Below are 23,718 nucleotides of genomic sequence, written 5' to 3' on the forward strand. Positions count from 1 at the left end.
GCAGCTACGTGGCCGGGGGCCGGGCGATCAGCAGCTCGCCGACGCCGGCGACGTCGAGGGGACCCGCACTCCAGGGGACGAGGAGGGTGCTCCCGGAGCGGAGCCGCTCCCCCGCCGACCCCGCGACACCGATCTCGAGTGCCCCTTCCGTGACGACCACGATCGAGAACCCCTGCTCCACCGTGGCGGCCCGATCGACCCGCATCCGATGGAGTCGGAAGTACGGATCCGCATCCGCCGGGAACACGGACCCGCTCGCCGGCGCGGACCGCACGAGATCGCGCATGTCCTCCAGACTGCGTGCCCGGGTGTTCACCGCCGTGAGGGCGAGATCGAAGCCCAGCCCGAGATGGCCGAGAGCCGGTCCGTCGATCGCGAAGCCGTCCCACTCGAGCAGGATCGACAGATCCTCGGGCTGCTGGAGTTCGAGGAGCAGCACTCCGGCGCCGATCGCGTGGAGCTCGCCAGGAGGCACCCAGACGACATCGCCCGGCGCCACGTCGATCGCGTGCAGCAGACCGAGGAGCGCACCGACGTCCTGCGCTGTCACCAGCGCGGAGAGGCGGGCGAGGTCGACGTCGTCACGCACTCCGACGTGCACGGTGCCGCCCTCGAGGATGTACCACGCCTCGGCCTTGCCGTGCGCGCGACCCAGGTGGCTCGCCGCGAAGTCGTCATGAGGGTGCGCGTGCACCGGCAGGCGCTGACCGGCGTCGAGGATCTTCACCAGCAGCCGGGTGTCGGCGCCCCATCTCTCGACGTGCGCGGCACCCAGCCACGCGATCGGATCGGCCTCGACGGCGTCGCGCAGCACACGTCCGTCCGGGAGCGTCGTGAGCCCGAGCGTCTCCTCTCCGCGGATGGTGGTGGTCGATCCCACCCAGTCCTCCGGGACCCGGTCCGCGGCTCCGTGCTCGCGGCGGAACGCGTCGAGCCGCGCGCCGCCCCGGTAGAAGCGCTCGGGCGGGCGGTTGGTGGGCAGCAGTATCGGGTTCACGGTCATCGTCCGTTCTCGGCGTGCACGGCGAGGAATCCCCCGACGAAGCTGTCGCCGAGGCCGATCGTCGTGGGATGCGCGACGTCGAGCGAGAAGGCGGGCACGCCGACGGCATCCGTGATGCTCCTCTCGACCTCTGCGACCAGCTGCGAACCGCCGGAGTGCCGCGGCATCGAAGCCGTCGCCTCTGCCTCCTCCGGCGTGAAGCCGTCGCCGACGCGATAGCGCGTGGCGGCGACGCGGACGGCGCTCTCGAGCGCCTCGCGATGACGTGCGGACTGCGGGCCGACGGCGATCGCCCAGTACCGGGTGTGCACGACGAGAGCCGGCACCGGGATGATCCGCTGCACCTCCTCCAGCGCGCACGTCACGTCGGCCGCATCGAGCAGGTTCACCGGATGCCCGACGTATTCCTGCAGCTCGTCCTCGTTCATCCCGTACACGTGGATGCTCGGCAGCAGCCGCCTGCGCACGGTCTCGGCGAACGCGCGCGTGTAGAAGCCCGCGTCCTCGTAGTAGACCAGCGCGTCCGCGGGGAGTCGAGGCAGCGCGCGGGCGATGTCGTCGAGGCGCTCTTCGAGCAGGGAATGGTCCTGCATCGTGTTGAACCCGGAGATCAGGAAGGCGGATGCCGTGGCGAGCGCATCCGGCAGCCCCTCGGCGATCACCATCTCGCGGTTCGGCGGATCGTTCGCGAAGATCAGCCGATTGGCCGCGGGTGAGACGATGTCGCCGTCGACGAGGCGCACGGTCGCCCCCACCGGATACTGCACGATCAGGTGGGGGTCGAGCGTGTCGCGCGTGGCGGAGGACAGGACGGTGATGGCCGGGGGCAGCAGTCGTCGCACGTTGTCGTCGATGCTCACCAGATGCTGGACGCTGGGGATGCCGAGGCTGTCGAGCACCAGCCCCGCCCGCACCCCCGTGCCGCCGAGGGTCACGTCGTACGCGAAGTGCCCCGCGAACCGCTCCAGGATCTCGGAGGAGGCGACGAACCGCTCCGCGCCCGTGCCCGCCGCGACGAACGCGAGGATGGTCACCAGAAGGGAGCGCTCGTCGGTGATCGGCGCCGAGGGCGTCAACTCGTGTCGGCGCACGCGCAGCTCGCGCGCGAGTCGCTCGACCACGGCGGAATCCCACCGGAGCTCGAAGTCGACCGTTCCGCCGAGCCCGAGCACGAGCTGCCTGTCGCGTGCTGCCACGCCCGCTTCACCGATCATCCGACGATCGTCCTCCTCGTGGCCCTGGTCAGTACAGCTCGGCCTTGCCGTCTGCGCCGAACAGTCTGATCTTCTCAGCCGCGGTCGCCTTCATGGCCGCGATCGGCTCGGGCTGGATCGCGTTCGGCTCGCGCAGGCGCTCGTCGGTGCCGAGGATCTCGCGCATCCGGTTGTGGTACGAGACCTTGATGTCGCTGGAGATGTTGATCTTGTTCACTCCCAGTTCGACCGCGCGCGCGAGCTCCGCATCGGGGTTCGACGACCCGCCGTGCAGCACGAGCGGGATTCCGACGGCCGCCTTGATCTGCTCGAGGAGGTCGTGGCGCAGCTCGGGGTTCTTGTCGCTCGGGTACAGCCCGTGCGAGGTGCCGATCGCGATCGCCAGGCTGTCGACGCCCGTCTCCTGCACGAAGCGCACCGCGTCGTCCGGGTTCGTGTAGATGATCTCGGCCGCTCCCGACTCGCCGTAGCTGTCGTTCGCGCCGATGGTGCCGAGCTCGCCCTCCACCTGGATCCCCACGGCGTGGGCCGCCTCGACGACCTTGCGCGTCAGCGCGACGTTCTCCTCGAACGGCAGCAGAGAGGCATCGATCATGACCGAGGTGAAACCGGACTTGATGGCGGTGATCATCTGCTCGTACGTGCCGCCGTGGTCCCAGTGGATCGCCACGGGGACGCTCGCCCGGTGCGCGCGCGAGTGCATCGCGGCGATCAGATCCGTCGTGACGTGCGACACCTCGTCGGGGTGGATGGCGATGATGACGGGGGCGTCCAGCTCCTCGCTGATGTCGATGATGCCGGTGAACATCGCCCAGTCGCTGATGTTGAACGCGGGGATCGCGAAGTTGTGTTCGTTGGCGACGTCGAGGATGGATTTGCCGGTGTAGAGCACGTGTTTCTCCTGTTTCGTGGGGGTGAAGTCGAGGTCGGACGGATCAGCTCTTCACGGAACCGGCCGTGAGGCCGCCGATGAAGTAGCGCTGGAAGAAGAGGAAGAGCAGGAGCACCGGGATCGACCCGAGCACGCTCATGGCCATGATCTGGTTCCACTCGTACGAGTGCTGGCCCATGAGCAGCTGGATGCCGATGGGCACCGTGCGCATGTCGATCGTTCGCGTCAGCGTCAGCGCGAACAGGTACTCGTTCCACGCGATCATGAACGTGTAGATGCCGACCGAGACGATGCCGGGGATCGAGATCGGCACCAGGATGCGCCACAGCGCGGTCATCGACCCCGCGCCGTCGACGCGCACGGCTTCGTCGAGCTCCTTGGGCAGCGTGTTGAAGTACCCGGTCATCATGATGATCGCGTAGGGCAGCGTGAACACCATGTACGTGAGGATCAGTCCGAGGTACGAGTTGTAGAGCCCGAGGGCCACCATGAGCCCGAAGTACGGGATGAGCAGTGTGATGGGCGGCACGGCCTGCACGCTCACGATCACCACGTTCAGGATGCGCTTGCCGCGGAAGTCGAACCGGCTGAACGCGTACGCCGCCTGGATCGCGACGAGGAGGGTGAGGATGGTGACCGCGCCGGCGACGATGTAGCTGTTCAGGAAGAACCGCATCGTCTCGGGGTTGGTGAAGATCGCGACGTAGGCGTCGAACGAGAACGTGTCGGTGATCAGTCGCGGCGGCAGCTCGAAGATCTGCGTGTTCGACTTGAACGAACTCGACAGCATCCACAGCACGGGGCCGGCGGCGAAGACCGCTCCGAGGATCAGTCCGATCGTCACGCCGGTCTTCGCGACGCGGCGCTGGGCAACGATGGTGAGAGCCACGATCAGTCCCTCGCTTTCTGGTGACGGACGTAGAAGACGGCGAGGACCATCGACATGAGCAGGACGAGCACGGCCGACGTGGCGGCGAGCGAGAAGTCGTACTTGGCGAAGGCGAGCTTGTAGGTGAAGGTGCTGAGCACCTCGGTGACGTCGATGGGGCCGCCACCGGTCGTCATCCAGATGAGGGCGAACTGCTGAGAGGTCCAGATCAGATCGAGCAGCACGAGGCTCACGATGATGGGGCGCAGCTGCGGGATGGTGACGTTCCAGAACCGCTGCACGGCACCGGCGCCGTCGACGGTCGCCGCCTCGTTGAGCTCGTTCGGGATGCCCTGGAGACCGGCGAGGAGGCTCACCATGAAGAACGGGTATCCGGCCCAGATGTTGATGAAGATGATGGTGCCCAGCGCGAGCTGCGGCGAGGCGAGCCACTCGATGTCCGTGTTGAGGAGGAAGTTGACCACACCGTTGGGGGCGAGCAGCATCCTCCACAGCACCGCGATCACGGCGACCGTGAACAGCCACGGCAGGATGTACAGGGCCCGGAAGAACGACCGCGAGAAGCGGCCGAGAAGCGGGCTGTTCAGCATCATCGCGAAGGTGAGTCCGAGGACGAGGTGCGCGACCACGCTCGTCACCGTGAAGAGGATGGTGTTGCCCGTCGCCTTCCAGAAGCGCGGGTCGGACAGGATCTCGACGTAGTTGGCGATTCCGACGAACTCGGGCGACTTGTTCAGGATCACGTTGTCCTGGAAGGAGTACCCGATCACCATGATGATCGGAACGATCATCAGCACGAACAGCAGGATGATCGTGGGCGAGAGGAAGGCGTACGACTCGGTGGTCTTGCGCAGCTGGCGCCGGCGGCGCGACAGCGGGACCCCGGTGACGATCACCTCGGTGTCGTCGGACGTTCTCAGACTCATGGGACGCGTGGCTCCTTGATTGGTCGGGTGCCGCATCGCATCAGGGACGATGCGGCACCCCGTTCAGACGGGAAGCGGGAGCTCAGAACTCCGCTTTCCAGGACTCCTGCGCCTTGTCGAGCGCGTCGTCGATCGACTGCTGACCGTCGAAGGCCGACTGCAGCTGCTCCCCGAGCTGACGCATCAGGTCTTCGGCGACCGGGAGTCCGGTGAACTCGTTGGCGGGGTAGCCCGCCTGGTAGATGTCGAACGCCGTCTTGAACAGCTCGTCGTCGTTCACGAAGTCCGGCACGGACTTCGAGTTGCCGGGGAACGCCTTCGCCATCGTCGAGAGCTCGGAGTTGGTCTTCTCGCTCATCAGGAACGACACGAGCTTGAACGCGGCGTCCTTGTGCTCGGAGTTCTCGGCGACGCCGATGCCCCAGGACGCGTAGGGGATGCCCCGCTCGCCGTCGTAGCCGTCCTCTGCCGGGAGGGCGGAGATCGAGAACTTCAGATCCGGGTTGGTCTCGCGGATCAGGTTGATGTGCGCGAGCGAGTCGATCATCATGCCGACGCGGCCGTTGGTGAACTCCTCGACCTTGTCCTGCTCCTTCATCGTGAAGGATCCCGACGCGATCGATCCCGCATCCCACATGTCGCCGATGAAATCGACGGCCGAGGTCACATCGGCGTTCGTCAGGTCGGGCTGCCCGTCCTTGAGCATCGAGCCACCGGAGGCCCACACCCACGACATGACGTCGTTCTGCACGCCGTTGGGCGCCTCGAGCGACAGCGGGAGCACCCAGCCGGAGGCGTCGTCGCCCAGAGCGGAGACCTTCGCCGCGGCATCCGCGAACTCCGTGCGGGTGGTGGGCGGCGCGGTGACGCCGGCCTCGGCGAGCAGCGTGTCGTTCGTGAACATCGGGTAGACGAAGTTGACGACCGGGATCATGTAGGTGCTGCCGTCGACCTGGATCTGGCTCGCCAGCTCGCTGTCGTCGTAGTCGTTCTCCTTCATCAGCGCACTGAGGTCGGCGATCACCCCCTGCGAGGCGAAGTCGTTCACCCAGGCGCCGTCGAGTCCGACGACGTCGGGCATCGTGCCCGAGGCGGCACCGGCGAACAGCTGCTCCTTGGTCGACGCGTACGGGCCGCTCACGAGCTTGACGGTGATTCCCGGGTTCGCCTCTTCGAATTCGTCGATGAGCCCCTGGAACTCGCCGTCGGGGAGCTCGGGCTCCCACCACTGCGCGAACTCGATCGTCACGTCGCCGTCGCCGGCGCCCGTTCCGCTGTCGCCCGCCGCGCACCCTGCCACGGCCAGAACCGTCACGGCTGCCGTCGCTGCGCCGGCGAGCTTCAGAATGCGTCGCCCTCGCCCCACTGTGATCATCACTTCTCCTCTTCGAGATCGTGCCGCACACGCGCTTCGATGCTTGTTCGTGCGGTTTTGAGCCATGTTATGCCGACATTTGCAGGATAGTCAAGACTTTTACTGCGGATATCCAAGTTGTAACTACAGATTTCCTCGACTGTAGTCCCGTTGCGCGGGTGATAGCGCCCTATTTCTCGACCCGACAGATTGCGGCTTTCTGCGTTGATCTGCGGCGTTCGTTGCGGCGATGTGCTACAGATGTGTGCATGGAAGCAACCGCATCGACGCCGAAGCGCCGACTCCCCGCCGGCCGCAAGGCCGATCTCGCCGCCTATGTCGAGCAGGTGGGCGAAGTCACCGTCGGAGGCCTCGCCGAGCACTTCAACGTCTCGATCGACACCATCAGACGCGACCTCGATCAGCTCGACCGCGAAGGCGTCGTGATCCGCACCCACGGCGGCGCGATGAGCGCGGAGGGGCAGCTCAAGGACCGCGCGCTCGACGTGCGGCTGCGGATGCAGACCGAGGAGAAGGAGAAGATCGCGCGCCTCGCCGCCGGCCTGATCGACGACGGCGCGGTCGTGATGATCAATGCCGGCACGACGACGCTCGCCCTCGCCCGCGCGCTGCGCACGCACCGCGACCTCACGATCGCCACGAACAATCTCCGCATCCCCGCGGAGATCCCCCCCTCCGCGTTCCGCGACCTCTATGTGTTCGGCGGGGCCGTGCGGGCGATCACCCAGGCCACGACGGGACCGGTGACGTTCACCATGACGCCGGGAGGGCCCGAGGTCGACATCCGGTGCGATCTCGCACTCATCGCCGTGGGCGCGATCGACGAGGCCGGGTTCTCGACGTCGAACATGGGCGACGCGAACATGATGGCCGAGATGATCCAGCGGGCGGAACGCACGGCCATCCTCGCCGACTCGTCGAAGTTCGGTCGCCGGCTCTTCGCGCAGGTGACGACGCTCGATCGCGTCGACTACCTCGTGACGGACACCGCACCGACGTCCGATTTCGCCGCCGCGCTCGTGCAGGCGGAGGTCGAGGTCATCAGCGGCTGAGCCGCCGCGCACGACGAAGGCCGCCGGGATCGCTCCCGGCGGCCTCCGTCGTGCATCACTGCGCGTTCAGCGTCAGAACCACCCGTGGAGAAGATCCCACAGCCAGTCGAGGATGCCGCCGATGATCCCGCCGATACCGCCGGCGCGGGTCACGGTGACGGTCGCCGTCGCCTCATCGCCGTCGGCCTGAGCCACCGCGACCGTGTACGGGCCCGGCTTCGCTCCCTTGGGAACCGTCACCGTGGTCGAGAACGTGCCGTCGGCCCGGACCTTCACCGTGCCGACCTCGACCTCCTGCCCCTTCGTGGAACGGAGGTCGACCGTCACGGTCTCGCCCGCCTCGTAGCCCTCTCCGCGGATCTGCAGCTTCTTGCCCGCAGCCACCTTCGAGGACCCGAGCTCGATGGTGCCCGCGAACTGCTCGGGCTCCTCCTCGCCGGCGATCGTGAACGGCACCTGCACGGTCGTGCCCGTGCCTGCCACGGAGACCGTGAGCTGCTGCGCCCCGTAAACGCCCGAGGGGACCGTGAAGGTCAGCGATGCGCGCCCCACCTCGTCGGTGGTGTCGACGATCGTCGGATCGACGGCTCCCGAGGCGAGCTGCGCTCCTCCGAGCGACAGCGCCACCTCTCCCGGCGCCTGCTCCCCCGCGCTGAAGGCCAGCGACGAGAGCGCGACGGTCACCTGGTCGCCGGCCCGGTAGCCGTCGGCGTCCGGAGCGCTGACCGAGACGCCCACGGCTCGCTGCGCGAGATCAGGGGTCGCGGTCTTGTTCGCGTCGAACCAGTCGACCATCGACTGCAGGTCGATCTTGCCGGTGTCACGCTTGCCCGTTCCGGCCTTGAAGGTGCCGAAGTTGTCGCCACCCGCGGCGAGGAACGAGTTGGCGGCCACCGTGTAGTTCGCCGCCGGATCGATCGCGGTGCCGTCGAGCGTGATCGACGTGATGCGCGAGCCCTGCGCGGCCGCGGGGTCGTACGTGTAGACCAGCCCCTCGGACACGCCGAGCTTGAGGAACGGACGAGCCGATCCCGCCGGCTGCCACTGCTCCTCGAGCACGCCCTTCAGCTGTGCTCCGGTGAGCGTCAGCGTGACCAGCGTGTTGGCGAACGGCTGCACCGTCGCCGCCTCTCGGTAGGTGACGTTGCCCGCCGGGTCGTTCGCGTTCGACGACGCGTACGTGAGGTTGGCGCGGATCCCGCCCGGGTTCATCAGCGCGATGTCGGCCCCGGTCGACCACTTCTGCACGTCGGCGACGAAGTTCCCGATGGTGGACTCGCCACCGCGGTTCTCGGAGCCGTTCGCCTGGCGAGCGCGGTTGAAGTCGGCCGTGATGTCTCCGACCTTCACCGCTCCGAGGACGTCGGCCTCGGCCTTCGCCTTCGCGACGATGTCGGCCACCTCCGGAACAGCCGGATACAGCGGCTGGCCGGCCGAGGTGAGCGGCTTGATCTCGTTGGTGATCGAGAGCAGCTCCTTCGTCTTCGGATCGACCTGGAGGTTCATCAGGCCGAGGTTCTCGCCGTACTGCCCCGCCGACACGACGGGTCGACCGTCGATGACGTGGTTGTACGCGAGGTGGGTGTGCGCCGAGACGATCGCGTCCACGTCGTCGTCGACCCCGTACACGATCTCGCCGAGCGGCGAGGTCGGGGTGATCGCCGACAGCTCGGTGCTCTCGGCGCCCTCGTGCACGAGCAGGATGACGACATCCGCCTCACCGTTGGAGTCGTCGCCGTCACGCAGGTCGTCGGCCACGGCGTTCACGGAGTCGACGATGCTGCGCACCTCGAGCCCCGCGATGCCCTCGGGCGACACGAGCGAATCCAGATCCTCGGTGACGGCTCCGACGAAGCCCACCCGCACGCCGTCGAGCTCCTTGACCCAGGCCGGTGCGAGCGCGGGCTCGCCCGTCTCGGTCAGGAAGACGTTCGACGAGATGTACTCCCAGTCCGCGCGGTCCTGCACACGGTCGCGCAGGTCCTCCCAGCCCTGGTCGAACTCGTGGTTGCCCGCCGCGCTGACGTCGAGACCTGCCGCGTTGAGCGCGTCGATGGTCGGGTTGTCGTCGTTGATGAAGGACGTGAACGTCGACGCGCCGATCAGGTCGCCGGCACCGGCGAAGATCGTGTTCGGGTTCGCCGCGCGGAACTGCTTGACGGCTCCGGCGACCACCGCGGCACCCGCTGCGGCGCCGTCGGCCTCGATGCGGCCGTGGAAGTCGTTGATAGTCACGACGTCGATGCTGACCGGCGGCACCGCGGACGAGACGCCCACGATGATCGGGTCGTGATCGCTGGAGCGGAACGGCGTGCCCGCCTCGGTGGCGCCGAAGGCGTAGCCGCGATCGCTCCATTCCGGAGAGTTGATGCTCCACACTCCCGCACCGGTGATGGATGCCGAGAGCGAGGGCGAGGCCAGCACGTGGTCGAGCGAGCCGAGCTCGCCGTCGAACGAGTACGTGTGCTGATCCGGTGCCTTCTCGCGCGCGACATCGCTCCACCCCGCGGAGGTGAAGACGTCGATCGGGTCTTCCTTGGCGTAGGCGTTGAAGTCGCCGATCAGCAGGATGTCGGCACTGCCGGTGGTCTGCTCGATCTCCTCGGTGAAGCCCTTGAGCGAGTTCGCCTGCTTCACACGGTCGGCGTTGAAGAAGCCCTGACCATCGGCCGGCTCCGCGCCCCCGCCCTCGGGCGCCGACTTCGACTTGAAGTGGTTCGCCACCACGGTGACGACGCGTCCGTCGATGTCGAACGCCTGCGCGATCGGCTCGCGGGCGTTGCCCCAGACGCTCTCATCCCTGACGGTCAGGCTGTCGCCGACCGTGTCGACCGCATCCTTCTTGTAGATGATGGCGCTGGTGATGAAATCGGTCGTCGCCGCGTCGTTCAGCTCGGCGGGGGTGCGCACGTAGTCCCAGACGTCGTCGCCGAGTTCATCGTTGAGACCGTCGACCAGATCGGCCAGGGCGTCATCGAGAGATCCGCCGAGCTTGATCGAGTTCTCGATCTCCATCAGCGACACGATCTCGGCGTCGAGGCCGTTGATGGCGGCGACGATCTTCGACTTCTGGATCTCGAACTGCGCCGCGTTCGCCGCGCCTCTGGCGTTCGAGTTCGTGCTCTTCAGCGTCGTGAAGTAGTTGAAGACGTTGAACGACGCCACCTGCACGTCGCCGCCGACCGACGGGGCCGCGTCGCTGCGCGGGTTGGTCGCGGTGAAGCCGGCCTTCAGGTCGGCAGGCGAGGTGCTGTCGATCGGCACCACCGGCTGCAGCCGCCAGTCGTCGAAGCCGTACTGCAGCACGTAGCCGCGGTCGCTGAAGTCGACGGTGTCGCCGTTGCGGACCACGAGGTCCTTGGTGAAGTACGGCTGGTCGTTCGGGTGGCCGTTGTTGGTGACCTGGATCGACCATCCGTCGTCGAGGAGGATGCGGTTGGCGCGATTCGCCGCAGCGATCGCCGCCGCCTCATCGCCCGGACGGGCGAGCTCTGTGCTCTTGACGTTCAGATCGGCACCGGCGTTGAGCCACAGCGCCCCGAAGTTGTAGAGCTGGTGGCTGGAGGCGACGCGGTAGGTGCCTTCGGGCGCCACGAGCATGTTCTCGTACTGCTCGCGGTCGGCGCCCACCACGGTGTCGGGCAGCGGGGTCACCTCGGGGACGCCCACTCCGGCCTGCACGACCGAGATGCCGGAGAGCGCGGTCGGGTTGATCTGAGTCTGTCCGAAGTACTCGCTGACTCCTCCGGTGACCGACACGAGGTCGCCGATCTCGAGCGTGGGCGCCAGCGCGTTCAGGAAGACGAAGACGCCGTCGGAGGCACCGGGGGTCGCATCGGTCGCGCCGCCCGAACCCTGGGTCTGGATGACGATGCCCTTGTACCCGCCGGTGCGGTGGTCGGCCGTCACGATGCCCTGCACCGTGACGGTCTGGCCGTTCAGCGGCGAGACATCGGTCGTGCCCTGCACCTCGGCGATCGACACGGCGGTCGGATCGGTGCCGGGGTCGGTGCCCGGGTCGGTACCGGGATCCGTGCCGCCGGAGTTCTGCGGCGTGATGGTCGCAGAGAGGGCGAAGTCCGCGCGGTTGTCGTCGGTGTCCGCGCCGTCGGTGCGGTTCAGCGACTTGACGTCGGTGTTGCCGGTGGGGGGCGTCGCCGCGGTCTTCTCGAAGGTGTTCGAGGTGCCGTAGCCGAGAACGTCGATGACGCCGTCGACGCCCGTGACCGAGCCGGGGGCGAGGGTGACGGCGGCGGTGCCCTCGACGAGGGCCAGAGTGCCGTTCGTGCCGCTCGGGTTGAGCGTGCTCACCGCATCGGCCGAGGGAAGGGCCGCGCCGTTCGCGCCGTTGCTGCCCGCCTGCACGAGGTAGTGTCCGCCCGCAGGGATGACGCCGGTCAACGGCGCGACGCCGTTGGAGGCGCCCGTGCCCGTCGCGGAGCGGTACTGCAGCGAGAGACCGTCGAGGGTCACCGGAGCGGCCGTGGGGTTGTAGAGCTCGACGAACTTATTCGTGAACGCGGCACCGGCGCTGCCGCCGGAGAGGTACGCCTCGTTGATGACCACCCCTGTGCCTGCGACATCGGCGGAGGCGGGCGCGGCGATCAGGGCGCTGGCGCCCAGAGCGGCGACGCAGGTGGCGGCGAGGACGCCGAGACGCCCCCGACTTCTGCGATCAGACCCGGGAACCTCGTGGTTCACGGCGTCGGGAGCGGACATCATCTGTGTTGTCTCCTCGGGTTTCGTCCGGCGGCGGCTCTCGTGAAACCGCGGCTGCGCGCACTCAGCTCACGCACATGTGAGCGAGCCTACGGACGCCCTCGGACAACCTCAACGGAGTTTCCCGATTGGTAACCAAGCCCTCACCGAAGGTCGGAGCGTACCCCCGACGAAGGTGGAATACCGGACGCATCCCCGCTCGGATGCGCACCGGGGGTCGCGCAGACGCGCGGTCGGTCAGGCCGTCTCGCCCGCGGCCGCGTCGTCGAACTCCTCGACCTCGCGCTCCCAGGCGTCCTTCGCCAGCCGGTACCAGAGGTAGAAGGCGAAGCCGGCGAAGATCGCCCACTCCACCGCGTAGAAGACGTTGAGCCAGTTCACCGGCGACATCTCCTCGGGCGCCGGGGAGGCGATGTCGGCGAGGCCGGCCGTGGCCGTCACCGAGGCGAGATACGGCCGGTACACGTCGAGCTGATCCGTGTCGTGCCAGTGGCTGAGCAGCGCGGCGGGCGACATCCGGTCCATGCGCTGCGGATCGTCCTCGGGCGGCAGCGCCGTGCCCTCATCGGAGATGAGACGCCCGGTGATCGTCGCCGACGACGAGCCGGAGTCCAGTTCGTCGATCGCCGCATCCGCGACATCACGGTCGGCGGTCCAACCGATCGCGACGGCGATCGACGTGCGCTCCGCGACCCGGAGCTGCCCGGTCACCCAGTACCCCTCGACGCCGTCGTTGAAGCGGCTCGACACGACGAGGAAGTCGTCGGCGATCCAGGTTCCGGACGTCTCGACCTGCTGGCCGACCAGGGGCTCGGGAAGATAGACGCCGGGTTCGACCACATCGGTCAGCGGACGCAGCTGCTCGGTCACACCCGCCGGGGGCGGATCCGTCTCGATCGCGCGCTCGAGCTGCCACTGTCCGAGCCACGCGAATACGCCGGCGACGACCAGGCACAGCACCAGCATCCCGATCCAGCGTCCGCGGAGCATGACCTCGCGGAGGGTCGGTGGGAACAGAACGGGAGCACTCACGGTGTCGTGCAGAACCCTCAGGCCTCGTAGGGCGCGAGGACGACCTCGACCCGCTGGAACTCCTTGAGGTCGGAGTATCCCGTGGTGGCCATCGACTTGCGCAGCGCGCCGATCAGGTTCGCGGTGCCGTCGGCGACGGGCGCGGGACCGTAGAGGATCTCCTCGAGCGTGCCGATGCCGCCGACCTCGACGCGACGCCCGCGCGGGAGCTTCGGGTGGTGCGCCTCGGGACCCCAGTGGAAGCCGCGACCAGGCGCATCCGTGGCCCGGGCGAGGGCGACGCCGAGCATCACGGCATCCGCGCCCATCGCGAGCGCCTTGACGATGTCGCCCGACGTGCCCACGCCCCCGTCGGCGATGACGTGCACGTAGCGTCCGCCGGACTCGTCGAGGTAGTCGCGCCGCGCGGCCGCGACGTCGGACACGGCTGTCGCCATGGGCGCGTGGATGCCGAGGGTCGCCCGCGTGGTGGATGCCGCTCCCCCGCCGAAGCCGACGAGCACGCCGGCGGCGCCCGTGCGCATCAGATGCAGGGCGGCGGTGTAGGTGGCCGCGCCGCCGACGATCACGGGGACGTCGAGGTCATAGATGAACTTCTTCAGGTTGAGCGGCTCGTCGACGCTCGACACGTGCTCGGCGGACACCGTGGTGCCACGGATCACGAACAGGTCGACGCCGGCCGCCGCGACGGTGTCGTAGAACTCCTGCGTGCGCTGGGGGGTGAGGGAGCCGGCGACCGTGACGCCGGCCTCACGGATCTCGGCGAGGCGCTGCGTGATGAGGGTCGGCTTGATCGGCTCGGCGTACAGCTCCTGCATGCGCGCCGTCGCCTTGCCCTCGTCGAGGCCGGCGATCTCGGCCAGCAGCGGCTCGGGGTCGTCGTACCGCGTCCACAGGCCCTCGAGGTCGAGCACGCCGAGTCCACCGAGCTGTCCGAGCATGATCGCGGTCTGCGGGCTGACGACCGAGTCCATCGGGGCGCCGAGCACCGGGATCCCGAAGCCGAACGCATCGATGGTCCAGGCCGTCGACACATCCTCCGGGTTGCGGGTGCGCCGCGAGGGCACCACCGCGATGTCGTCGAACGTGTACGCGCGACGCGCACGCTTGCCTCGGCCCAGCTCGATCTCCATGGTCACCCCGTAAGCCTACCGGGCGCGCGCGACACTGCCCACGGCTGGAAGACTGGACACGAGCACGGGAGGCAGCATGTCGGATGCGGTGGAGGTCGCGGTCATCGGCGGCGGCGTGATGGGACTCGCGACGGCCTGGGAGCTCGCTCGCCGCGGTCTCTCCCCCGTCGTGTTCGAGCGATTCACGCGAGGGCATCACCAGGGCGCCTCGCACGGCGCGACCCGCAACTTCAACAACGCGTACGACGAGGAGCACTACCTCGATCTGCTCGTGCGCGCGAAGGCCGGATGGGATGCCCTCGGCGACGTCGACGGTGCGCCGCTGCTGCGCCTGCACGGGCTGGTCACGCACGGCGCGGTGGACGTCGTCCGGATCGCGCGGCGGCTGGACGAGCGCGGCATCCACGCCCGCATCCTCTCCGCGCGGAATGCCGCCTCCCGCTGGTCGGGCATGCGGTTCGACGGCCCCGTGCTGTTCTCGCAGGACGCGGGCGTCGCGCGGGCGAGCGCCACGCTCGTCGAGCTCGAGCGTCGCATCGTGGCGGGAGGGGGCGAGGTGCGATGGGGCGCACCGGTGACCCGCGTGCAGGAGACGGACGCCGGCGTCGACCTCGTACTCGACACCGGCACGATCCGCGCCGACGCCGTCGTGGTGACCGCCGGCGCGTGGACGCGGCGGATCCTCCCCGACTTCCCGCTCCCCCGGCTCCAGGTGACCGAGGAGACTCCGGCGCACTTCCTCCCCGTCGGTCGCGCGGACTGGCCCTCGCTCAACCACTACCTCGACCCCGGCCGCTATCCCGGGACCGTCTACGGGATGCCGACCCCCGGCGAGGGCGTGAAGGTGGGGTTCCACCGGGTGGGCGACATCGTGGATCCCGACGGACGACCGCACGTGACCACCCACGCCGAGTCGCTGGCCGACTACGTCGGCGAGTGGATGCCCGGCCTCGACCCGGCATCCGCCGTCCCGATCAGCTGCACCTACACCTCGACCGATGACAGCGCGTTCGTGCTCGATCGGCGAGGGCGCATCGTCGTGGGGGCGGGGTTCTCGGGCCACGGCTTCAAGTTCGCCCCCGCCATCGGCGCCGTCCTGGCGGGACTGGTCGCCGATCCGTCGGCGCAGGCGGCCGACCCCTTCCGCCTGCGCTGACCCGCGCCCGGCGCACCGCAGACGAGGCCACGCCCTCGAGCGGTTCAGCGACTGCGCACGACCCTTCCCTCCTCCCACACGGGGGCATCGGCCTCGTACACCTCCCCGTCGGAGCCGAACACGAGGAATCGGTCGAAGGACCGCGCGAACCAGCGGTCGTGCGTGACCGCGAGCACGGTGCCGTCGAACCGCGTCAGCGCATCCTCGAGCGCCTCGGCCGACTCGATGTCGAGGTTGTCGGTGGGCTCGTCGAGCAGCAGCAGCGTGGCGCCCGAGAGCTCGAGCAGCAGCACCTGGAACCGCGCCTGCTGCCCGCCGGACAGGGACTCGAATCCCTGCTGCGCCTGGCGCACGAGGCCGTAGCGGTCCAGCGCCGAGCTGGCGGCATCGCGGGGCATCCCCGCGCGCCGCTCGTCACCCCGATGCAGGATCTCGAGCAGGGTGCGGCCGACGAACTCCGGATGCGCGTGCGTCTGCGCGAACAGCCCGGGCACGACCCGCGCCCCCAGCGTCACACTGCCGGTGTGGTGGACCACGTCGAGCTGCTCGCCCGTCGAGGTGACATGCCCTCGCGCGGGGTCGGGATCGGTGCCGCCACGGGCGAGCAGGCGGAGGAAATGGGACTTGCCCGACCCGTTCGAGCCCAGTACGGCGACACGATCGCCGTACCAGATCTCGGCGTCGAACGGCCGCATCAGGTCCGTGAGCTCGAGCCGCTGCGCGACGACCGCGCGCTTGCCCGTGCGCGCACCGCGCAATCGCATGTCGAAGTCCTGCGCCGGCGGCCTCTCCTCGGGAGGGCCGGCATCCTCGAACCGCCGCAGACGCGTCTGTGCCGCCTGGTACCTCGAGGCGAAGCCGTCGTTCGCCGACGCCTTCACCTTGAGCGTGGCCACCAGGATGCGCAGCTTCTCGTGCTGCTCGTCCCAGCGACGACGCAGCTCGTCGAGACGGTCCATCCGGTCGCTGCGCGCCCGGTGGTAGGTCGCGAAGCCTCCGCCGTGCACCCACGCGGTGGCCCCGGCACCGCCCGGCTCGAGGGTCACCAGCCGGTCGACGCCGCGCGCGAGCAGTTCTCGATCGTGCGACACCAGCAGCACCGTCTTGGGCGTCTGACGCAGCTGTTCCTCAAGCCACCGTTTGGTCGGCACGTCGAGATAGTTGTCCGGCTCGTCGAGCAGCAGCACGCCGTCGGGACCGCGCAGCAGCGCCTCCAGCGCCAGGCGCTTCTGCTCCCCGCCCGACAGTGTGGTGAGCTCGCGATGGCGTGCACGATCGAACGACACCCCGAGGGCAGCGACCGTGCACTGGTCCCAGACGGTCTCGTGCTCGTATCCTCCGGCGTCCGCGTACTCCGCGATCGCCGCGGCGTACGCCATCTGCGTGTCGTGCTCGTCGCGCGCGATCAGCGCGTTCTCCGCCTCCTCCAGCGCCTCGGCCGCCTGGCGGATACGACGCGGCGCGACCCTCACCAGCAGCTCGTGCACGGTCTGGCCGGGCTCACCGTGCCCGACGAACTGGTCCATCACACCGAGACCGCCGTCGATCGTGACGACGCCCTCGTCCGGTGCCACGTCGCCGCGGATGATCCGCAGCAGCGTCGTCTTGCCCGCGCCGTTCGGACCGATCAGTGCGCTCGTCGACCCCGAGCCGACGCGGAACGTCACCTCGTCCAACAGCGGCCTGCCGTCGGGGAGGCTCAGCGAGACCCCCGTCACATCTATGTATCCCACCGTGCGTGGCCGTCCTTCCGCCCGCCTGGCGAGCCGACCAGGCTATCAGGATCGGGCGACGACGACGATCACTCCCGGTAGTCGACCACCTGAACCACCTCGGTGCGCGGAGTCGTGGGAAGCAGCATCCGGAACTCCGTGCCGACGCCCTCGCGGCTGGTGACCTCCATCGATCCGCCGTGAGCGAGCACGATGGCGCGGGTGATCGTGAGCCCGAGCCCCACACCGGGCACCGCGTTGCGGGTCGCGGTCGAGGCACGGAAGAAACGCGTGAACAGCATGCCCTGCTCATCTTCGGGGATGCCGACGCCGGTGTCGCGGACGGAGAGCTCGACGTGGCCGTCGATCTCTCGCACGGACGCGGTGACGCGCCCGCCGTCTCCGGTGAACTTGATCGCGTTGGAGAGCAGGTTGTCGACCGCCTGACCGATCCGTCCCGAGTCGACCGAGATCCACACGGGAGCGTCGGGCACCTCGGCGGTGATCTCGATCCCTTCGCGGTGCGCATGCGGCCCCGACGAGGCCACCGCCACGCGAACGAGGTCGACGACGTCCGTGTCCCGACGCTCGAGCGGGAAGCGCCCCGAATCCACCTGGGCGGTGAAGAGCAGATCGCCGACGAGATTCAGCAGCCGCTGCGCGTTGCGTTCGATGATGTCGACGAACTCCTGCTGATCGGCCGTCAGCGGCTGCGCCGGATCGTTCTGCAGAAGATCGAGGAAGCCGATGATCGCGCTCAGCGGCGTCCGCAGCTCGTGCGAGATCATCCCGACGAACTGATCCTTCATGCGCGCGACCTCGACGGCCCGTGTCTCGTCGGTGATGACGAGCAGATACCCGTGCTGGGAGCCGTGCGAGTCCTGGTGCGACGTCACCGTCACCCGTGCGGGCACGGGCGAGCCTCCCGCGGTCGAGACGTCGACGCGGGTGTCGACCGTCAGCCCGGCGTCGGCCTCGTCGAAGAGCGCCCGCAGCCCCGGATGCATCTGATCGGCGGCGCGCTCGGTGCCCGCGGGGGCGAACTGCCTGAGCACCGACGACGGGAAGAACCGCTCGACGCGGACCTCGTCGAGCGCCTCGTGCTCGGACATCCCCAGCAGGCGCACGGCGCCGGGGTTCCACGCCGAGATCGTGCCCTCGCTGTCGGTGACGATCACGGCCTGTCCGGTGATCGAGTTCCAGACGCTCGTGAAGGTCTCCGAGAGAGCTCGGTACTGCTGCTCGCTGGCACTCAGCTTCTCGAGCATCGCCTGATTCGCGACGAGGGCCGCGGTGCGCTCGGCGACCAGCGCCTCCGCCTGCGAAGTGCGCAGCCGCTGCAACCGCGACATCTCATTGACGATGGCGCCGACGGTGGCGAAGACGAGCGGCCCGATGATGCCGCGCAGCCACTCGACCGGGTCGTGGGGCGGGTCGACGAGGTACGGCATCAGCAGGGCGATCGAGGTGAAACCCGCGACGATGAAGACCTGGCGGAACCCCGGTGCGGCGGCGATCCAGATCACCGGAAGCAGCACCAGCGAGCCCAGCAACGAGGTGGCCCCTCCGGTGCCGACGCGCAACGCACCGATCCCGAGCAGGTCGATCACCGGGATGAGCAGCACCACCCAGCCGTCGTACACACCGCGCGCGCTCAGCACCGCGGCCATGACGGTCATGACGGCGACGAGCGAGACCCCGACGATCACCGCTTCGAGGTACGTCACGATGAAGCCCGGCAGGCTCGCGACGAGAACCGCGGCGACGGCCACCGCCACAGCCGTCGGCGCCTGCTTCATCAGCGGCGTCGGGTCGTCGAAGTATCGCCGCCAGCCGCGCTCCACCGACGCCTGGACGCGGGCGGGGGTCCTCATCGATGCACCTCTGCGAGCAGTCGGCGGAGATCTGCACCGACGATCGGCTTGGGCAGCGCGGCATCCGCATCGGGGTAGTCGGCCTCGTCGAGCACCGAGCTCACGATCAGATAGCAGTCGGGGAAGCGCGCCCGCACGCGGCGTGCGCATTCGGTGCCCGTGATGCCGGGCAGCAGCAAGTCGATCACGGCCACGACTGGCGAGATGTCCCCGAAGGCGGCGATCGCGGATTCGGCGTCGACCGCGGCGAGCACGTCGAATCCCTCGCGGTCCAGATACCTCTGCAGCAGATCCATCTGGTCTGCGCTGTCCTCGACGACGAGGGCCAGCGGCCGCTCGCTCATCGGAGCAGCAGCTCTCGCACGACGACGATCACGACGACGACGCCGATCGAGAGGAGAGCCTGGGAGATCAGCCGTCTCTCACGACGGGCGTCCGCCCTGATCTCCTCCTCCTCGGAACTCTGTGACAGTGCCTCGGTCATGAGTCGACCCGTCCGATCTTCTCGGTCTTGATCCATGCGGCGTCGGCGTGACGCCACTCCTTGATGTACGAGTCGACGGTGATGGCGCACAGCAGCGAGCCGTACCCGCAGACGTAGAGCAGCAGCCCCGCGAAGAACCGACCGCCGGGCAGAGGCTCGACCGCGCGCGCGAGCCAGATCCCGAGCATCGAGATGGGACCCCAGAGGTAGAACACGACGGCCCAGGCCCACCGCGTCTCGTCGGTGAGCGCGAGCCCGAGATCGCTCAACCCCGCCTCGAACAGCCACGGAAACAGGGCGATCGCCATCAGGAGCAGAGCCCCGAGACCCGGGAACATGAGGGCTTCGCGCCAGGACTGACGACCGATACGGCCGTCGAGCTGCACCGCGTAGAGCATCGAGAAGAGATAGATGCAGGCGGCGGCGATCCACATGAACCGGAACACGAACTCCGCGATGTCGCTGTGCAGGAGCAGCAGCACGAGCAGAGCGGATGCAGCGAGGATCATGAACGCCGGCAGGAGCAGGATCGTGAACCACGCGAGTCCGAACGCGAAGCTGCCCAGGTTGTGCTCCGTGCTCGGACGGAACCACAGATGCCGGTAGATCGAGGTCAGCTGCACATTGCCACGGGCCCAGCGCAGCCGCTGCTTCCAGAGGCTGTCGATGGTGCGCGGCTCCTCGGCCAGCACCACCGCGTGCGGCTCGAAGACCATGCGACGCCCGGCCAGCTGCCCTTCGAAGGTGGTCATCGTGTCTTCGGCGAGGGTCCCGGTCGGGATCCGTCCGCCGATGGCCTCCAGGTTCGCCCGCGAATGCAGCTGCGCTCCGCCGGCGAGGCACGCGATGGCGCCTCCGACGTTCTGCGTGCGACGCGCCGAGAGCTGGCCGATCACGTACTCGATCGCGATGAAGCGGGTGAGGTAGTTGCGGTCCCGGCTGCCCTCCGCGATGTACGCGGTGACGGCGCCGACCTTCGGGTCGGCCAGATGCCGGCTCATCTTGCGCAGCGAGTCCTTGGCGAAGATCACGTCGGCATCCATGATGAGCACGGCCTCGGCCCAGTCGTCGGCGAGCACGATGTCGAGGCCGTGGTTCAGCGTGTGCGCCTTGCCCTGGCCGCCCTGCTCGCGCCGCAGATGCACCACGCGCCCCGGGTAGGCCGCCGCCTTCGCCGCGACCACGGCGGGGGTGTCGTCGGTCGAGGCGTCGTCGATGACGAAGATGCGCAGCCGGTCGGCCGGGTACTCGAGCTGGGTCAGTCGATCGATCGCCTGGCCGAGCACGAGGCCTTCGTTCCAGGCGGGGATCAGAACGGCGATCGTGGGGTGGTAGGGCGCGGCCTTGCCGTAATGGTTGCGGAACGCGTGCAGAGGCAGCACGAGGAACTGCAGCCCGGTGTTGATCACCGGGAGCGTGCCCACCAGCACGCACAGGAGCAGGACGACCACGACGGCCGTCTCGACGCCGTTCAGAACCGGCATCAGGGTGCGTCCCCGCCGTCGAGGAGTGCGGTGAGACGCGGATAGCGACCGACGTCGGCGGCGACATGACTGTCGGTCGACGCCACGATGACCGCTCCGGCGTCGCGCAGCGCGTCGAGCACCGTCGCCCCGGGACACACCCACTTCTCGTTGACCTCGACCATCGTGTCGGTCTCGGCGGCCGCCGTCGCCCAGGCGCGGACGCGCTCAGCCCCCAGATCGTCTTCGGACAGACCGATCTTGGGCAGCAGCGAGAAGCAGTGCGCGAGCTGGTTGCCCGGATGGCGGCGCATCGCGGCGATGAGCGCGGAGACGAACTGGTCGAGGACGTCGTCGGACGACCAGCCCTCGGCGATGTGCTCGCGCACCGCCGACGGGCCGAGGGGCCCGTCGATCCCGGGGAACTGATGGTCGGCGATCAGGATGCGATCGATTCCCTTCGGCAGCTCCGGGATGTCGAGCTCGCCCGCCGCGTCGAGGATCTTCGCCTCGACGCCCGTGAGCACCGTCAGCCCGTCCGGCACCTGCAGCGCGTGCACGGCCGTGAGGTACTCGGGCACCCACGTCGTCGAACGGCGCACATGATCGACGAGCCGGACGGTCTCGAGTCCCGCCGCCGCGGCCGCCGCGACGTTCTCGGCCAGGGACGACACGGCGTCGTCGGAGAACGTCGAGTGGACGTGGTGGTCGCCGCGCAGCAGGGCGTGGGTCACAGCTCCTCCTGGTGCCCCGCGTGATCGGAGACGAGGATGTCGCCGACCTCGACGATGATGTCCTCCAGGTACCGCACGGAGGCGAGCTCGCGGAAGGCGACCGTCGCGGGGAGGTCACGCCCCAGGAACAGGTCGGCGACCAGCGAGGGGATGTCGACGCCCGCCGCGATGGTGAGCGGGAGCGCGCCGGGGAATCGCGGGTTGACCTCGAGCAGCACGGCCCGCCCTGTGCGGTCGCGTCGGAGCTGCACGTTGGCGACCCCCACGAGACCGATCGCCCGAGCGATCTCGGCGGCGGCATCCTCGAGCTCGGCGTCGTGCACCGTGCGTCCGGCGATCGCGACACCGGAGTCCACCCTGGCACGGGTGCGCGGCACCGCTGCGACGACCGAGCCGGAGGCGTCGGCGATCACATCGACCGAGTACTCCTCGCCGGGGAGGAAGTCCTGCACGATGAGTCCCTCATCGGTCGGGAGCTCGTCGAGGGCGGCACGGTCGGGAACCAGCCGGATCCCTCGGCTGCCCGCACCCTGGCGCGGCTTGGCGAACACCGGGAACTCCCAGTCCACGGTCTGCGCATCGGGTCCGGCGAGGACCGTGCGAGGGGTGAGCCCGGTCGGCGCGCACCGCTCGGCGAGGAGCATCTTGTCGAGGGCGACGGAGAGCGTGTCCTGCGAAGGAGCGGCGAGCACGGCGGGAGCGAGTTCGTCGCGGCGCCCGGCGAGGGCGATCAGCTCGACGTCCACCGTGGAGATCACCAGATCGAGGCGGTCTTCCGCGACCATCCGCGTGATCGCGGGCACGAAGTCCTCGTCACGGCCCGGGGGGACGAGTCGCCGGTGCGACGCGGGCACGAGGTAGATGCCGCTCGCCCAGCCGTCCATGTCGGCGGCGAAGACCTCGAGGTCGGAGCGCCGAAGCAGTGAGCGGATCACCGCGACACCGGCGGGTCCGCCTGCTCCGGTGACGAGTACGCGTGCGGTCATCAGTTCTCCAGCCGTGTGAGTTCGTGGGCGCCGATGAACTCGGCGGTCTCTCGGATGACTTCCAGCGGCTCGATCGCCACTCCCCCGCCGAAGCGCGACCAGTAGCGCGCCGTCGCGGTGACGAACTCCGGCTCGAGGTAGTCGCGGGTCGCCGTCTGCGAGCCGAAGCACTCCAGCAGACGCAGCTTGTGCCCGAGGTACTGATCGATGCGCACGAAGCGGGTCGGGCGGAAGTCGATGGTGGCGGACGGGCTCTGGTAGCACGCGACCGTCCCGACACGGCGAGTGGCCGCGATGGTCGCCTCGCTCACGGCACGGTGGTCCTGGTGGCGATCGTTCGAGGAGTGCGTGTAGACGACGGTCGGCTGGACCTCCGCGACGACCTCCTCGATCAGCCGCACGGTGGCACCGCCGCCCGAGATCTCCGTGTCGACGAGGTCCTTGACGAACAGCCTCGCCCCGAGCATCTCGGCGGAGGCGAGCGACTCGTGCTGTCGGCTCTCGGCGTCGCCGCCGCGAGCGCCACGGGAGAGCGTGAGGATCGTGATCTCGTCGCCCGCCTGCGCGTGGGCGGCGAGCAGTCCACCCACGCCGATCTCGACGTCGTCGGGGTGCGCGCCGATCGCGAGCACGACCTCGCGCGGGCGGCTCGCCTCCTTGCGCGCGCGCCCCTCTGCGACGAGCCGGGTGACGGCCTCGACCAGACGGGCGTTGTCGAGCGGCTTGGTGAGGAACTCGTCGGCCTGGGCGCGAAGCGCCGAGACCGCGTACTCGACGGAGACGTGGGCCGTCATCACGATCACGGGGAGCCCCGGGTCGGCCTGGCGGAGCTCCGCCAGCAGCTCGAGTCCATCGAGGCCGGGCATCTCGATGTCGGTCACGACGACGTCGGGGGTGAACGTCGAGAGTCGCTCGACGGCGGCGCGTCCGTCGTGCGCGAGCACGACCTCGCATCCGGCTCGTCTCTCGAGAACGGTCTTCACGAGCAGGGCGACGTCGGGGTCGTCATCGACGACCAGGACGCGTGGGGCATCCTGAGGCATGTATGCGGCTCTCAATGGGGAGGTCCCCCAC

The 23,718-nt window shown here is 68.9% G+C and carries 19 protein-coding genes; 2 read left to right on the top strand and 17 right to left on the bottom strand.

Annotated elements, in window-relative coordinates:
- Nucleotides 1-4: 4 nt before the first annotated feature.
- The 6 genes from ASD43_RS00550 to ASD43_RS00575 form a co-directional block, all read right to left on the bottom strand.
- The gene (locus ASD43_RS00550) at nt 5-1,003 is read right to left on the bottom strand and encodes a class I mannose-6-phosphate isomerase (RefSeq protein WP_056412171.1); all 999 of its coding nucleotides are present in this window, start codon (nt 1,001-1,003) and stop codon (nt 5-7) included.
- Nucleotides 1,000-2,217, bottom strand: a complete 1,218-nt coding sequence (locus ASD43_RS00555) for an ADP-dependent glucokinase/phosphofructokinase (RefSeq protein ID WP_056412173.1) — start codon at nt 2,215-2,217, stop codon at nt 1,000-1,002. The genes ASD43_RS00550 and ASD43_RS00555 overlap by 4 nt, the downstream gene beginning before the upstream one ends.
- Nucleotides 2,218-2,245: 28 nt before the next feature.
- Nucleotides 2,246-3,109, bottom strand: coding sequence for a ketose-bisphosphate aldolase (locus ASD43_RS00560; RefSeq protein ID WP_056412177.1), 864 nt, complete (start codon nt 3,107-3,109; stop codon nt 2,246-2,248).
- A 43-nt stretch (nt 3,110-3,152) separates the two neighbouring features.
- Nucleotides 3,153-3,998, bottom strand: a complete 846-nt coding sequence (locus tag ASD43_RS00565) for a carbohydrate ABC transporter permease (RefSeq protein WP_056412180.1) — start codon at nt 3,996-3,998, stop codon at nt 3,153-3,155.
- Nucleotides 3,999-4,000: 2 nt separating this feature from the next.
- Nucleotides 4,001-4,924, bottom strand: a complete 924-nt coding sequence (locus tag ASD43_RS00570; protein WP_056412182.1) for a carbohydrate ABC transporter permease — start codon at nt 4,922-4,924, stop codon at nt 4,001-4,003.
- An 82-nt stretch (nt 4,925-5,006) separates the two neighbouring features.
- Nucleotides 5,007-6,299, bottom strand: a complete 1,293-nt coding sequence (locus ASD43_RS00575; protein WP_056412185.1) for an ABC transporter substrate-binding protein — start codon at nt 6,297-6,299, stop codon at nt 5,007-5,009.
- 248 nt (nt 6,300-6,547) lie between these two features.
- Here ASD43_RS00575 and ASD43_RS00580 point away from each other — a divergent pair, with 248 nt between their 5' ends.
- Nucleotides 6,548-7,351 (top strand): DeoR/GlpR family DNA-binding transcription regulator, encoded by an 804-nt coding sequence (locus ASD43_RS00580; protein WP_056412188.1) that lies wholly within the window; start codon nt 6,548-6,550, stop codon nt 7,349-7,351.
- Between the two features lie 72 nt (nt 7,352-7,423).
- On the opposite strand, the gene ASD43_RS00585 is transcribed toward ASD43_RS00580, so the two are convergent.
- The 3 genes from ASD43_RS00585 to ASD43_RS00595 form a co-directional block, all read right to left on the bottom strand.
- Nucleotides 7,424-12,073, bottom strand: coding sequence for an ExeM/NucH family extracellular endonuclease (locus ASD43_RS00585; RefSeq protein WP_056412190.1), 4,650 nt, complete (start codon nt 12,071-12,073; stop codon nt 7,424-7,426).
- A gap of 234 nt (nt 12,074-12,307) precedes the next feature.
- Nucleotides 12,308-13,060, bottom strand: a complete 753-nt coding sequence (locus ASD43_RS00590; RefSeq protein ID WP_082539409.1) for an SURF1 family protein — start codon at nt 13,058-13,060, stop codon at nt 12,308-12,310.
- Nucleotides 13,061-13,119: 59 nt separating this feature from the next.
- On the bottom strand, nt 13,120-14,235 hold the full coding sequence (locus tag ASD43_RS00595) for a GuaB3 family IMP dehydrogenase-related protein (RefSeq protein ID WP_056412196.1): 1,116 nt from the start codon (nt 14,233-14,235) through the stop codon (nt 13,120-13,122).
- A 76-nt stretch (nt 14,236-14,311) separates the two neighbouring features.
- Between ASD43_RS00595 and ASD43_RS00600 the strand changes: the two genes are divergently transcribed.
- A complete protein-coding gene (locus ASD43_RS00600) occupies nt 14,312-15,391 on the top strand; it encodes an FAD-dependent oxidoreductase (RefSeq protein WP_056412198.1) in 1,080 nt (359 codons plus the stop codon).
- A 44-nt stretch (nt 15,392-15,435) separates the two neighbouring features.
- Here the strand turns inward: ASD43_RS00600 and ASD43_RS00605 are convergent, their stop codons facing one another.
- From ASD43_RS00605 to ASD43_RS00635, 8 genes are all read right to left on the bottom strand, one after another.
- Complete coding sequence (locus ASD43_RS00605; RefSeq protein WP_056412201.1) at nt 15,436-17,124, bottom strand: ABC-F family ATP-binding cassette domain-containing protein; 1,689 nt, start codon at nt 17,122-17,124, stop codon at nt 15,436-15,438.
- 68 nt (nt 17,125-17,192) lie between these two features.
- Nucleotides 17,193-18,977 carry a sensor histidine kinase gene (locus tag ASD43_RS00610; protein ID WP_056412205.1) on the bottom strand — a complete coding sequence of 595 codons (1,785 nt, stop codon included), beginning with the start codon at nt 18,975-18,977 and terminating at the stop codon, nt 17,193-17,195.
- Nucleotides 18,974-19,321, bottom strand: a complete 348-nt coding sequence (locus ASD43_RS00615; protein ID WP_056412206.1) for a response regulator transcription factor — start codon at nt 19,319-19,321, stop codon at nt 18,974-18,976. The genes ASD43_RS00610 and ASD43_RS00615 overlap by 4 nt, the downstream gene beginning before the upstream one ends.
- Complete coding sequence (locus ASD43_RS17355; protein WP_188042401.1) at nt 19,318-19,461, bottom strand: hypothetical protein; 144 nt, start codon at nt 19,459-19,461, stop codon at nt 19,318-19,320. Before ASD43_RS17355 ends, ASD43_RS00615 begins: the two co-directional genes overlap by 4 nt.
- A complete protein-coding gene (locus ASD43_RS00620) occupies nt 19,458-20,945 on the bottom strand; it encodes a glycosyltransferase family 2 protein (RefSeq protein WP_056412208.1) in 1,488 nt (495 codons plus the stop codon). The genes ASD43_RS17355 and ASD43_RS00620 overlap by 4 nt, the downstream gene beginning before the upstream one ends.
- Nucleotides 20,945-21,658, bottom strand: coding sequence for a PHP domain-containing protein (locus tag ASD43_RS00625; RefSeq protein WP_056412215.1), 714 nt, complete (start codon nt 21,656-21,658; stop codon nt 20,945-20,947). Before ASD43_RS00625 ends, ASD43_RS00620 begins: the two co-directional genes overlap by 1 nt.
- Complete coding sequence (locus ASD43_RS00630; protein ID WP_056412218.1) at nt 21,655-22,644, bottom strand: ATP-grasp domain-containing protein; 990 nt, start codon at nt 22,642-22,644, stop codon at nt 21,655-21,657. Before ASD43_RS00630 ends, ASD43_RS00625 begins: the two co-directional genes overlap by 4 nt.
- Nucleotides 22,644-23,687, bottom strand: coding sequence for a response regulator (locus ASD43_RS00635; protein WP_056412222.1), 1,044 nt, complete (start codon nt 23,685-23,687; stop codon nt 22,644-22,646). The genes ASD43_RS00630 and ASD43_RS00635 overlap by 1 nt, the downstream gene beginning before the upstream one ends.
- Nucleotides 23,688-23,718 lie beyond the last annotated feature (31 nt).

The sequence above is a fragment of the Microbacterium sp. Root553 genome, assembly GCF_001426995.1.
Classification (GTDB): Bacteria; Actinomycetota; Actinomycetes; order Actinomycetales; family Microbacteriaceae; genus Microbacterium.